The 12753-nt window shown below is 67.5% G+C and carries 6 protein-coding genes and 1 pseudogene; 3 read left to right on the top strand and 4 right to left on the bottom strand.

Features of this window, described 5'->3' with window-relative positions; all coding sequences use genetic code 11:
- Positions 1-12: 12 nt before the first annotated feature.
- From ACWED2_RS09740 to ACWED2_RS09750, 3 genes are read right to left on the bottom strand one after another with little or no spacing between them, the layout of a single operon-like run.
- Positions 13-4932 (bottom strand): SbcC/MukB-like Walker B domain-containing protein, encoded by a 4920-nt coding sequence (locus ACWED2_RS09740; protein ID WP_449690034.1) that lies wholly within the window; start codon positions 4930-4932, stop codon positions 13-15.
- On the bottom strand, positions 4929-6014 hold the full coding sequence (locus ACWED2_RS09745) for a DUF2398 family protein (protein WP_449690035.1): 1086 nt from the start codon (positions 6012-6014) through the stop codon (positions 4929-4931). The genes ACWED2_RS09740 and ACWED2_RS09745 overlap by 4 nt, the downstream gene beginning before the upstream one ends.
- A complete protein-coding gene (locus tag ACWED2_RS09750; protein ID WP_449690036.1) occupies positions 6011-7534 on the bottom strand; it encodes a TIGR02677 family protein in 1524 nt (507 codons plus the stop codon). The genes ACWED2_RS09745 and ACWED2_RS09750 overlap by 4 nt, the downstream gene beginning before the upstream one ends.
- 220 nt (positions 7535-7754) lie before the next feature.
- On the opposite strand from ACWED2_RS09750, the gene ACWED2_RS09755 reads away from it, so the two are divergent.
- Complete coding sequence (locus ACWED2_RS09755) at positions 7755-7961, top strand: hypothetical protein (protein ID WP_449690037.1); 207 nt, start codon at positions 7755-7757, stop codon at positions 7959-7961.
- 807 nt (positions 7962-8768) lie between these two features.
- Here ACWED2_RS09755 and ACWED2_RS09760 read toward each other — a convergent pair.
- A complete protein-coding gene (locus ACWED2_RS09760; protein ID WP_449690038.1) occupies positions 8769-8966 on the bottom strand; it encodes a hypothetical protein in 198 nt (65 codons plus the stop codon).
- 689 nt (positions 8967-9655) lie between these two features.
- On the opposite strand from ACWED2_RS09760, the pseudogene ACWED2_RS09765 reads away from it, so the two are divergent.
- Positions 9656-9805: pseudogene (locus ACWED2_RS09765) on the top strand (helix-turn-helix domain-containing protein); the annotation flags it as partial.
- Between the two features lie 210 nt (positions 9806-10015).
- Positions 10016-12736 (top strand): BTAD domain-containing putative transcriptional regulator, encoded by a 2721-nt coding sequence (locus tag ACWED2_RS09770; RefSeq protein ID WP_449690133.1) that lies wholly within the window; start codon positions 10016-10018, stop codon positions 12734-12736.
- Positions 12737-12753 lie beyond the last annotated feature (17 nt).

Genomic DNA, 12753 nt, shown 5'->3' on the forward strand with positions numbered 1-12753 from the left:
CGGCTGGGACGGTCAACGGAGGTTCTCCAAGTCGTGTTCGAGCATGCGGTGTTCTGTGTGACCATCCCAGATGCTGCGGACGGCGAGAACGCCGGGCAGCCCGTCTTCGGCGATCAAGTGGTAGATCGACAGACCGTTCAGCTCGGCGTAGAGCCCCTGTTCGGATTCGCTGGTCGCGACGAGGTCGAGGTCCAGCCTGCTGATGAGGTCGAAAAGCGCACCGCGGTTCTCGGCGTCGACGCCGGCGAAGACTTCGTCGAGCAGGATGAGCCGGGGACAACCGCTGACGCTGCGGTCGCGCTCCTCGACGCGGATCCGGCTGGCTTCACAGTGCGTCGCCGCGGCAGCGAACAACGGCATGTGCAGAGCGACGGCCTTCTCCCCGCCGGACATCTGCCCGTAGGCTCGCCGGTCCACCTTCGCCCAGACTGACTCGTCACGATGCCGGAACTGCAGGATAAATTTGTACCAGCGACGGTAGTCGAGCAGCTCGGCCAGCTGTCGGCGCCATGGCACCACCGTGGCCCGGCCCCGGGCCACAACGATCCTCCGCCGGAAGAACTCGGCAAGCCGTTCGCGTTCGCTGGGAAAGAGCGTGCCCTCCCGTTTCCTCAGCAGCTCGAGCATGTTCGGCGGCATCTCGCATTCCGGATCCGCTGTCCGGTGCACCTTGAACTTGATGCCCGAGGACGTCGGGTGGCCGTCCATGAGGTCGTTGGCACGGTCGAGCAGATCCTTCGCACTGTCGATCCGTCGCCCGACCTCCAGTCGCACTTCGTCGGACAGGAACTTCTCGAACAGTTCGGATTCGTCGCGCTCCAGCAGCTGAGCGGCCTCCTTGATCTCGTGATCCATGCTCGCCAGTGCTTCGGCAAGTGGGCGTTCCCGGCTGTTGCGGGTCCCGGTCACGAGCAGGATCCGCGACTCGACCCGTTCACGCAGGACAATCAGCCGGTCGAGCGATTCTTCGGCCTCCTGTCGGCGATCAGCCAGCTTGGTCTGTGCATCGTCGAGTTGTTGTTGGTGGAAAGCCCGTTTCCCCTGGGTCGTGACCGCGGCCGCCCAGGTGCGCAGGAGCTTGAGCTGGTCCTCCCTGAGGGGACTGCTGCCGATCGAGGGGAGTTCCTGACCTGCGAACACCGGGTGGCTGATCAGCAGTCCGAGGCGGTGGACGTCCGCGAGCACGTCCGCCGACTCCGCCACCAGCGCAGTCTTGGCTGCGAGAGCCTCTTCGGCCTTCGCGAACTCAGCGCCCAGACGCCCGACCTCGCCGGTCTGTTCGGCTTCCCCTCGGGTGTGCTTTTCCACTAGTTCACCCTGAGCCTGAAGGTCTGCTAGGTTCGCCTGCAGTTCAGCTTCCATCTCCTTGTACGGGACGCCCATGCGCTCCTGGAGACCTGCGTAGTCTTCGCGTGCCAGGCGCGCGCTTTCCTCGCTCTCCTCCGCGGACGTGCTCTGCTGCTCGGCGCGTTCGGCCGCCGCGTCCGCTTCGGCGGCGGCTGTCCGAGCCTGAGCGGTCAACCGGGCGGCGGTCGCTGCGGCATTGAGCCAGTCTTCTGCGCTCGCCCGGAAACGGTCGACCGCAGCGCGGTACGACGGCAGACGGTCGGCAGCGTCGGGCAGTGCGGCCAGGGCCAACGCGGTGGCTTTGGTCTCCGCGGCCTCCTCGCTCGTTTCCCTGGCCTTCGCCTCTTCGAGCTGTCGTCCGGTCAGCCTCGTCCGCTCGGCTCTGACCAGTTCTTTGGTGACGGCGACCTGCGAGTCGGCTGTGCTGAGGTCGTCGCCGGGAGGAACGTCCTCGACCTCCTGGTCCAGTGCGGCTTCATTCCCGTCGCAGCAAGCCAGCTCGATGTCGGTGTGGTCGATCAGCGCGCTGATCTTCCCACTGCAGGAACGAATCGAGCTGGTTGAGGCTTCGACCGCCCCACCTGCGGTCCGACGCGGAGCCAGCCCCCAGACCGACTCGGTCATGGTCGCGGAGTCCGCGGCCAGTGTGTCCGCGGTGTCGGCCACGTTCCTGGCGAGTTCGGCGACCGGCAGTTCGACGGCCGGCCAGTCGTGATCCACGAGCGCCGGGACGTTCTTCGCGGCAATGAGAACCTTGGCGCCGTCGGAAGTGAAAGCCGCCGAAGCGTCCCGTAGTCCCTTCACCTGCGCGCCCAGCTCCCGAAGTGCCACCGCGAGCGCTTCGTCGGCTGTCCGAACCGCGGTGTCCGGGGGAACGCCCGCTCGTTCTGCCTCGACGGCTTCGATCGACGCCTTGACGCCGTCCAGGACACCGGTCACGTCGAGACGCTGCTCCTCGAGCCTGGCGAGCTGATCTTCCAGCTCGGCCATTCTGCGCTGCCGTTGCGCCTCCCGGCTCGCGGCGCCGATCAAATCGGCATGGGACTTGCGGAAGGCTCCGTGCAGGCTCCCCGCGGCCCACGTGCCGTCCCACCCGACTACCAGGCCGTCACCAGCGGCTGACGCGGTGCCGGCGAGCTCGATCCGGTCCAGCAGATCGGCGATGACGGACGTCGGCACGGGTGCCTCGGGTGCCGGGTCCGGTCGCAATGCGAGGGACAACGGAGTGGCTGCCAGGGCAGCTCCGAGAACCAGCTGGGTGTCCAAGAGCGGGTGGCCGCCGGGACCGTTCGTCAGGGATCCATCAGGGGACACCCAGGCATCCGCCAAGCCAGAGCCGACTAGCGCGGCCTCGAGCAGCGCCCGGTCCGCGGCGGAGCGCTCCGCTCCCACGAAGTCGACGAGCAGGTAGAACGGTGCGCCGGGACGGTCGTCGCGGGTATCCAACCGCGTGACCGGCACCTGCGGTGCAGTGACCCCGCCGGCGACGAGGTGGTCGTATTCGTCTTGTACCGTAGTCGTGTTCGCCACAATGGCTTCGAGTTCGGCCTCGACGGTCGATTGCCGACCCGCCAAGGCCAGTGTTCGAGTGCGCGCCGCGGAATCGGCCCAGCGGACGACTGAGCCGCGATCGAGGAAGCGCGCGTCGGGCCTTTCCAACTCTTCGGGCACGGCAGTACCGAGCAGAAGTTCGCGAAGACCGTCGAGCCAGGCGGTGATCGCATCCGCGAATTCAAGCCTGGCAGCCCTGGTCGTCTCCACGAGCGGCCACAACGCGGCGTGTGATTCACCGAGGCGGATGACGCTGTCCGCAAGAGAGCCGGCTCGCTTGCCGAGGTCGGCGACGACCGGGCGCACCCTTGTCAGGGAATTGCGGCTCTGCGAGATCTGGAGACGGCGTGCCGTGGCCGCGGTGCGCATCCAGTCCTGTGCCGCGGCGAGCGGATCCTGGTCCGGCCAAGTCGTCGGGGCCGGCACCCCGGCGACGAGCTGCAGACAGTCCTGCACCCAGGTGGTGAGGACGGCGGTGAACGCGTCGAAGGCTGCCCGTCGCGCGGACTCGGCAGCGGCGTATCGGCTCTCCACGGCCGCAAGCGCTTGTTTCACCTCGGCCGTTGCCTTGATCGCTTTGCGATGGTCGGTGTCCGCGTCGGTGGCTCGCTTCACGAGTCCGATGAGGTTATCGAGCGTCTCCGCTTCACCGCCGGCTTCCTCGCGAAGCCGGGAGATCGCTGACTCGACGTCGGTGGTCGTCAGCTCGGGCTCTGCCAGGTCGTGGACGAGCTCACCCAGCAGGTCAGGAATGGCTCGATAGGCGAGCCCGGGGGCGATTCGGTCTGTCTCGGCTCCCAGTGTGTCTCGGCGCCGGGCGGCGTCTGCGCGCTCAGCGTCGATCTTCTCCGCGTTTGAGCGCAGCCGGCCCGCCGCCGCCACTGCCTCACCGGCATGCCGACGCGCTGTTTTCGCCACGTTCGCGAGCGCAGTGGACTTTTCGAGCAACGGAACGAGCTGGCTTCCCTCTTTGTAGAGTTCGCTGCTCTCGATCCGCTTGATCTCGGCGGTCAGGTCGGTGACGGCTCTCAGCGCCTTCTTTCTTGCGATTTTCGTCTGAGCCAGCTGCTCCTGGGCGTTGTGGTGGGCTTTACGAGCGTCGGACACCGACCTCGTTGCCGCGTCCGATGCCTTTCCGGCGAGCACGACGTCCTGGGCACGGAGCCCGACGAGAATCTCCGAGTAGTTGGCGTAGGCACGAGCCACGGTGGCAAGGGAGTCGCGGGCGACCCGGAGCTTGCGGATCACGTCCTGGTGGCGTTCCAGACGTTCGAAACCGTCGGCCAGCTCGTCGGTCACTGCAGTGCTGACTGGGGGGAGTGCGTCGCGCAGGATATCGCTGAGCTTGCTCTCCGAGAGCTTGTCCGAAAGCTTCGGCTTGCGCAGCTGCAGAAGAATCTCCCGCAACGATTCGAACTGGCGTTCTTCGAGACCGTAGAGGACACGGTTGACTTCCTTGCGGTGTGCGTCCGCCGTCGGGTGCACGGTCCCGGCAGTGCCCAGCGCGGACAAACCGGTGAGTTTCTGATCCAGCTGTGCCTGGGCCAGTGGCTCGTTCCCGGCCGACCCGACTTCGAAGTCGACACCGATCCTCGCGCCGGTGGTGAAGTACCAGCTCGAGGTGACCTTCCGACTCGATCTGGTGGCCTGCATGCCGGCGCCCGCTGTGAAGAACTCCGGCCCGTCTTCGGTCAGTCTCCCGAACTCGACCCAGACGTACCCCCGAGCATTGGACCGGCCGTCGGCCGGCTCGTGATCGAGGAGCCACAGGTACATGCCCCGCTCGCGGCCCCCGAAGGTGGACAGCCGTTCGGGTGCCATGTGGGCATCCAGTACAAAGGGCAGCAGCACCTCGAGCGCCATCGACTTGCCCGAGCCGTTGTTGCCACGAAGCAGGAGACGACCGTCGTGGAAGGTGAACACCTGCTCGTCGTATCGGAAGAGTCCGAGGATTCCGGCGCGCAGCGGTTGCCAGCGACGGCGAGCGGGCAGCGGGACACCGCGCAGGACCGCCGCGGGGAGTTCTCCGGTCACGGGTCCTCCCGGCGGACGGCGACGTTGCTGAAACGGCCGGCGGCGGGCCGGAACTCAAGGCCCAGTTCGTCGACGCGGACCAGGTCGAACGCCTGGAGCACCTGGATCACCTCGGCGGTCAGGTCGGCCGAGCGGTCCTCCCGCCGGTATTTCTTCGCCCAGCCGGGGTGTTCGGCGAGCACCGACTCGAGTTCGCTCCGGATCCGGGCGGTGGACAGCCAGTCAAGGCCGGCTGCTTCTGCGAGGCGGCTGATCACCAGCAGCGCCGCCTGGTGCACGTGCGCGGTCAGTTGTGGGAACCGCAGGTCCGTGGTCTCCGCCGAAGGATCGGTGACGCACCAGCCTTCAGCTCGGCGTTCCAGCAGCAAGCCGGCCTCCGCGCAACGCTTGCGGAACCAGCGTCCGTGCTCCTTGAGACAGTCCTGGTCGAGTTCAACGAGGTCGCCGAGGTAGAGCACCGGGTCGTCCAGCAGCCGGCTCATGAGCGCCTGCCGTCGGCCGGCACCCGGTGCTTCGTCAGGCAGGAGAGCCCCAAGCCGGGCCTCGTCTATGGCGTACAGGGCGTTCGAATCCTGCTGGCGCTCGTAGTTCCCCTGTTCATCCAGCAGTTCGATGACTTCGAGCGCGCACAGCCGTGAGAGCACGTCGATCAACGCGGCACGTTCGTCCCCGTCTCCCGGGACGTAAGTCGTCAGTTCCTCGTCGTTCTCGGTGAGCGAGATGATCCGGCTCGACAAGTCCTGCAGCGAGACCTGGCGACGCGCGAAGTGGCCGAGCGCGGCGGCTGTCACACAGAAGAGCTCGTACCGCCGCCGATCGAACGGCGGGCGGTCGGTGCGGTGGGACCGCAGGGGCCGGGTGAGCACAGCTTCCCCCGGAGCTTTGTGCAACCGCGCCAGACCCCGTCTGGTCTCGACTACGAGTTCCCAGCCTGTGGTTGTGCGGAACCAGCGGCGGAGGTCGGCTTGGTGCTCGCCCACGAGTTCGAAGGCCGGGTGGTCGCGGCTGAGCATCGGCTGCCGGAGCAAAGCGCGGATCGCTCGCGCCTGCTCGGTCCGCTCCTGTTCGGTCGAGATCGTCATGACGTGCGGGTGATCTCCACTTCGTAGTCGAGGAGAGTGAGGTGACCGGCGTGGGAGGTGAGGCGGGCCGCGGCGCCGCCGGGTGGAGGCGTCAAGCTGATTCGCAGCCGACCGTCGACGCTGCGTGCTGTGCGTCGGGCGGTTCCGGGGTCGCGTTTCGCGCGTTGCGCCCGGGAGAGCAACTCCACCAGTATCATCAGCGCGATCGGCTCGAAGGTCGACTCCACCTGGGAGAGCCGGACCCGGCCGAGCGCGACCAGCCGATCGGCGGCGGCATCCGCGGCCAGGTGCCGGTTCCTCGCCGCTTCGGCCAGTAGCCGCTTGGTGTCGGCGTGGTTCGCGGTCCGCGACGCCCGCCGGACCAGCTCGTCGGGTGTGCTGATCGCTCTCAGCTTCAGGGAGTACAGCGCCGATGGCGCGGACCACCAGTCGCGCGAGTACGGAATCGACTCGTCGACGGCTTCGTCGCAGAAGTGCCGTGAGCTGTTGAGCCCGAAACGCCGGTGCCAGACTTCGTGCCCGGCGTCGTCGTTGTCGAGTGCGCGAAACTGCTTCGCAAGCGCAAGCAGATCAGCTGTCCTGCTCGATCGGGCCAGCTGCGCCTCGCGGAGGCGCTCGACGGCTCGCCCGATCCCGAGGACGGCGCGCCGCACGACACGGTGGAGGTGCTCGCCGCCGCCTTCGGCGCCCGGTTCCGGGACGAACCACCGACGGACGCCGTTCAGATGCCGACGTGCCTGGTCAGCCCACGATTCGGTCGCCTCGTCCGAGACAAGCATCTGCTCACCGGACTCCTTCGCGGCGACGGCGAGAGCCGCGACCAACCGAGTCTCGCCGAGAGTGTCCAGCCGGGCCAGTTGCGGGACCACGGAATCGGTCACGGACTGCAGGTTGTCGGTGAACTCGGTGAGGTAGTGGATCGTATCCGCCTTGAAGATGCGGAAGTCGTCCAGCTTGATGCTGCCCGAGTCGACGACCCGGTTCACCTTCTGGAGGAAGGTGGCAGCGTTGCCGGTCAGCGCCTTGAAGGTCCGGTGCAGCTCTTCGACGAGGGTGTAGACCTCGGCGCCATTGGTCTGCTCGGCGGCGAGCTGGGGGATCAGGTCGGTGAGCAGAGCCTGGACTCGCAGGAGCGCGACCTTCTGGAGACCGACCGCGCGACGGAGGCCCTCCTCCATCGTGACGACGGCCTCGTGAGCTGCCTCTCCGCCGCGGCTCACGGTGTACAAGTAGGCCTGCAGCTCGTAGGTTCGCAGATCGGTCGCCCAGGACTCGTCGCGGTCGCGATCGAGGTTGCCCCAGACATGGAGCTGGGCCAGCCGTCGTTCGAGCACTTCGCGGCTCAGAATGAGGGGAGGCTCGAAGGAACGCAGGTCGGAATCGACGTCGTCCAGTGTCAGCGCGGATCTGTACTGCGCGGCCGCGTCGACGAAGACGTCCATGATCGTGCGGTATTCAGGTGCTTCATCGGTCGTGACGTACTTAAAGAGCTTCTGGCGGTCGCCCTCACCACGACGCATAGACTCACTGCCTCCCGATGTCGCGGCCCCCTCCAGCACGGTCAGAGATCAAACCAGCTCGACGCCGACAAGGCGCCGGTCGAGCAGGGCGAATCGCTCGGTCGAGCCCGTGAACCACCCGGATGTCGCAACGATGGGCCCTCGGGTCGATACCTCTCATCGTCGTGCGTGGTGCCGATGATCTCGCCATTAGTCCACAGTGTCGTCGGACGTTGGCGAGGTGTTACGCAAAGCCGAGCTGGATCGGCGGGCGTCGGACGTGCCGGCCCCGCCACCGATCCTCGCGGCCAACGACGATGAACTGTGCGAATGCATCGGCGGTCATCCCTTGACGGTCGCGAGCCTGCGGGAATTGGCCCGGCGGCCCGCGGTCGTCACGGTCGAGGCACGCAGTCTCGACGATCTCCTGTTGCCGCAGGTCGACTGACCAAGTCGTGCCGGTGGCCGGTCACATCAGTTCGAGGCGGAGCCAACATCGCAACGGAGGTGACCCGTGCCGGCGGGAGGGGAGGGGCGACGTGGACAGCACTACGGCGATCTCGGCGGCGGTTGGGTGTCCGAGCATGGGGCAACAGATGATCACCTGCGCTTCGAGCGGCAACCGCAACAGGTTGTGCAAGGCCTCACGCCGGCACGTCCAAGGCGACTCCCGCCCGCGTGTCAGAAACCGGCACCTCAGCGCGTCGAGATTTGGTGGTTCCGGCCCCGCAGCCCGGGGTGCGGTCACTGTTCACGAACACAAGCCTCCCGGCCGCGTGGGTGCGGTCGGTTCCCACGGAGAAACGCGGTCGAAACTGGCGGACAGAACCAACCGCTCCGCGCTGTATCGGCTCTTTGCTCGTATCGATACCTACTTGATGCGGTGAATCCGTAACAAATACAAACGCTTGCGGGGCATAAAATACGCGGTGCGGTGCTGGCCGGGGATTGTCGTACGATATCCCGGATGTTCGCGCACTGGGCATGGGTTGCTGTTCGGCTCAGGCGATTCCACTGCCGCGGCCCGCCGGACGGTGCGTCGTGGGCTGTCCGAGGTCGTCGGATGAGCCGTGCGGCCGAGCCGCGACAGCGGCCTCCAACTGCACGCCATCCGATGCTCGGCGATGAGGTCGGGGGTGCGGGCCAGGCGGGCGATCGTGGTGATTCGGCGAGCTGATCCGGGTCCGGCCGGCGATCGGCAAGCCTGCCGTGTGCCTGCGTGACCACCTTTTCGGCTTCGATCTTTGTGACGAGCTCACGCTAGGTTCATGTATGTCGACGAACGCGAGATGTGACGAACATCACGTTGGATGTCGATGTGGATCACTGAAAACGCCCCGAAGCCGAGCTTCGGGGCGTTGGGGGCAAGCGTCGCGGCAACGACGAACTTGTCCTTGACCTGGGCTTCGGCTGCGGCACGCAGTTGCTGTCCAGGGTGCGATTGGGATCGCACCGCCTCAGTTTACGGTGCCGCGCTAAGAGTCGAGTAAATGATCGAGTTGGACATCGCGGATCTGATCAACCTCAGCTGGTGCACTGGGTGGGTCATGTCGACCGTACGGACTCTGGCTGTGAAGGGCCAGCTCAGGAGCCTTCGTTTGGGACGTTCAAGATCGAGTTTTCGAGGGTGTCGACCATGGAGGGCAAGCAGGGGTGGTTTTGCGCCGTCGACCGGTCAGTTAACGCATGGGATGATGAGTGTCCCTCGGGCTCGCGCGGTGTGCGCTCCCGAGGGTCATACGTATGGGGTCGGCAAACCCCGCGTATGAGCACCTGGAGCACGGCTTCCGGCTGCGGCACGCGGAGTTACCTGGCACGCCGACAGGTGACCAGATCCAGGAGGGCGCGGCATGTCGTCATCGCCATCATCACCGCCCGAAGAACCCTCACGCTCAAACGGCGCCATTGAGGACGACTCCAAGTTCCAGCTAACACTGGCGCATGTACTCACCCTCGCCCTAATGGAAGGATTCGTCGGCTGGATGATTACTAGAGGTTTCAGTCCGGCTGTGGCACTTGCTAGTGCGGCTGGATGTGCAGGAATCGTAGTCGGGATGTGTGCTACTCCTCGCATGGCGCGAAAATTTGCCAAGATCCTTAAGGCAATGAGCTGACTGCTTGGGAACGAATGCCGATCAGACGATGCTGACACTGCCTGCGGAACACCTAGTCGCCAGGACGCCAAGCGAACTTGCGCGGCTACTTCAACGCGTGTTGGCGGCGGCGAACATCAGTGTGACGACGCTGGCTCGTGCGACAGGCATTTCGAGATCCCAGCTATACAATCTGACCGACGACCGTCGGGAATCGTTGCCGCGAGATTCAGAACAGCTTCGAATTTTTCTCGAGGCTTGCGATCTGAGGGCTGACCAGGTCGAGGTTGTGCTTTTGGCTTGGCGTCAGCTTGACCACCAACGCCAAATAGCCAGGAGTCAGCCGCTCGAGTTAGACGGGCGTGGTTCGAGCGGTCCGTTCAGCGCACGTCAAGGCGTCTACGTCCAGCTGCTTGGGCCCGTTCAGTTGTTCGACGGAGAGGTCGCCGTCCCTATCGGTGGGCCAGGCATCAGGGGTGCACTGGCATTACTGGCACTCAAGCCGGGCAAGACTGTGGGGCTCGGCGAGATCATCGACGCGTTGTGGGGCCACGATCCACCGGCGACCGTGCGGACCATCGTGCACGGCAACGTCTCGCACCTGCGGCGAATCCTGCGCGAAATCGACGGGCCGAGCATCGTGACCGCGCCGCCGGGGTACCGGCTGGACATCGAGCCCGACCGGATCGACGTCCACCGGGCGCGCGCGCTGCTGGACCGCGCGGCGGTGGCCACCCCGGAGGTCGCGGCCGGGCTGCTGGCCGAAGCGCTCGGGCTGTGGCAGGGCCCCGCGCTGGGCGGGGTGCCCGAGTCCCTGAAGGCACCCGAGCTGGAGGACCTCCGCCTGGCCGTGCACGGCGCCCGTGTCGACGCCGACCTCGAACTCGGCCGGCACGCGGAGCTGATCGTCGAGCTCAGCCCGATCGTCCGGGCCGACCCGCTGGCCGAGCGGACCGCGGGGCAGCTGATGCGGGCGCTCTACCATGCCGGGCGGCGCGGGGACGCGCTCGAGCTGTACCGGACCGTCTCCCGGGCGACCCTACGCAATCTTGGCGTCGAGCCCGGCGCCGAGCTGCGCTGGCTGCACGAGCGGGTGCTCGAAGATGATCTCCCGGCGCTCGCCGCCGCGGTCGTGTCCATTGAGCCCGCAAAGGCGATTTCGCAGCTGCCCGCGGCGGTGCCCAAGCTGGCCGGGCGCACCGAGGAGCTGGCCTGGCTTGACGGCCTGGTGACCAGGGCCGAGGCCGGGGAAAGCACGGTCGCGGTGGTCAGCGGCACCGCCGGGGTCGGCAAGAGCGCGCTGGTCGTGTGGTGGGCGCACCGGGTTGCGCCGCGTTTCCCGGACGGCGTGTTGTTCGCGTCGCTGCGCGGCTTCGACCCGCACCACCCGCCGCTGGAGCCGGCCGAGCTGCTCACGCAGTTCCTGCTCGGCCTCGGCGTCGAAACCGCGCGGATCCCGGAGCTGCTGCACGAGCGCGTCGCGCTCTACCGGTCATTGATCGCCGGACGGCGGATGCTGGTGCTGCTCGACGACGCCCGCACGGCCGAGCAGGTGCGCCCGCTGCTGCCGCCGAGCGCGCGGACGATGACCGTGGTGACCAGCCGGTCGCGCCTCGACGAGCTCGCCGTGTCGAACGCGGCCAGGCAACGGGTGCTCGGCACGCTCGCGCCCGACGACGCCGTGGCGCTCATCGAGGAGCTCGCCGGGCCGGCGAGCCTCAACCATGCCCTCGCCCGGCTGTGCGGCTACCTCCCGCTGGCGCTGCGGATCGCCGGCGCGCGGCTCTCGGCGAGTCCACATCGGACCGTAGAGGAGCTGGTGGACGAACTGGGCAACGAACGCACCCGGCTGGCAGGGCTGCAGGTCGACGGCGCCGAGGACGGCGTGCGCGCGGCGCTCGACGTCTCCTTCCGCGGCCTGCCCAGCGAAATCGCCGAGACGTTCCTGCAGCTGGGCGCGGTGCCCGGGGTGATGGTCGGGCCGCACCTGGCGGCCGCGGTCGCGCAGATCCCGGTGACCGAGGCCCGCCGCCGGCTGCGCGCGCTGGCCGCCCACAACCTCCTCACCGAGACCGCGCGGGACGTCTTCGTGCCGCATAACCTCGTCTGGGTGTACCTGCGAGAACTCACGGGACGCGAGTTCGATGACAAAGACCACGAGCGGACTTTGAGTGTGACACTTCGCTACTATCAGGCGGTGGCTGACTGGGCGCGGCGCCGACTCGGCCGAGTTACTGACACGCTGGACTATTCCAGTGTGCTCGCCGATGACGCGATGCCGCCGATCGACGGCTTCGCCGAGGCGCAGGACTGGTTCGCGGCCGAGTGGCCCAACCTCCTCGCGGTCCTCGACGCCGCGTACGCGGCGGGCCGCCACGACGACGTGTGGCGGCTGGCCCGGCTCGGGCATAGCTACCGCGTCGCCTGCCCGCTGCTGGATGAGTGGACGCGGATGGTGGATCTTGGCATCGCCGCGGCCGAGGCCGCGGGTGACGTCGCCGGGCAGTGCTGGCTGCGGCTCGCGCGGTGCGAGATCGCGCTGACCTTCGAGCTGCCGGGCTTCGGCCTCGCCGACGCCGAACGGGCGGCCGAGCTGTCCGCCGGGCTCGCCGACGAACGGCTCGCCGCTTCGGTCGACCTGCACCTCGGCCGCGCGCTGAGCCGGCTCGGCGAGCACGACAAGGCCATCGAGCGGCTGGTCAAAGCCGTCGAAGAAGCCCCCGACGTCACGCTGCGCGGGCAGGCGCTCAGCAGCTGCGCCCAGGCGGAGAAACGGGCCGGACGGCTGGCCGACGCGATCGCCCACCAGCTCGACGGCCTGCGCGCGGACCGTGAGTTGGGTGACGACGGCCAGGTCGTCGGCTCGCTGGACAAGCTGGCCGATCTCAGCCTGCGCGCGGGCGACCACGCGGCCGCCGAGCGGTACGTCTGGGAGGCGATCGACCTGGCGATCAGCCGCGAGTTCGTCGCCCGGGAGGGCGCACTGCGGCTGACCCTGGGCCGGGTGCTGCGGGCCAAGGGCGACATCGACGGCGCGCGCGAACAGCTCGCGATGTCGGTGCGCATTTACGAGCGGGCGCACCCGAAGCTCGTCGGCGAGGTACGCGCCGAGCTAGCCGACCTTCGATAGGTCAAGCCTCTGGCGAT

The organism is Amycolatopsis sp. NPDC005003 (genome assembly GCF_053600695.1).

Coding starts and splice junctions, on each gene's coding strand:
- ACWED2_RS09745 (WP_449690035.1), bottom strand. CDS start 6,014: ATGACGATCTCGACCGAACAGGAGCGGACCGAGCAGGCGCGAGCGATC.
- ACWED2_RS09750 (WP_449690036.1), bottom strand. CDS start 7,534: ATGCGTCGTGGTGAGGGCGACCGCCAGAAGCTCTTTAAGTACGTCACG.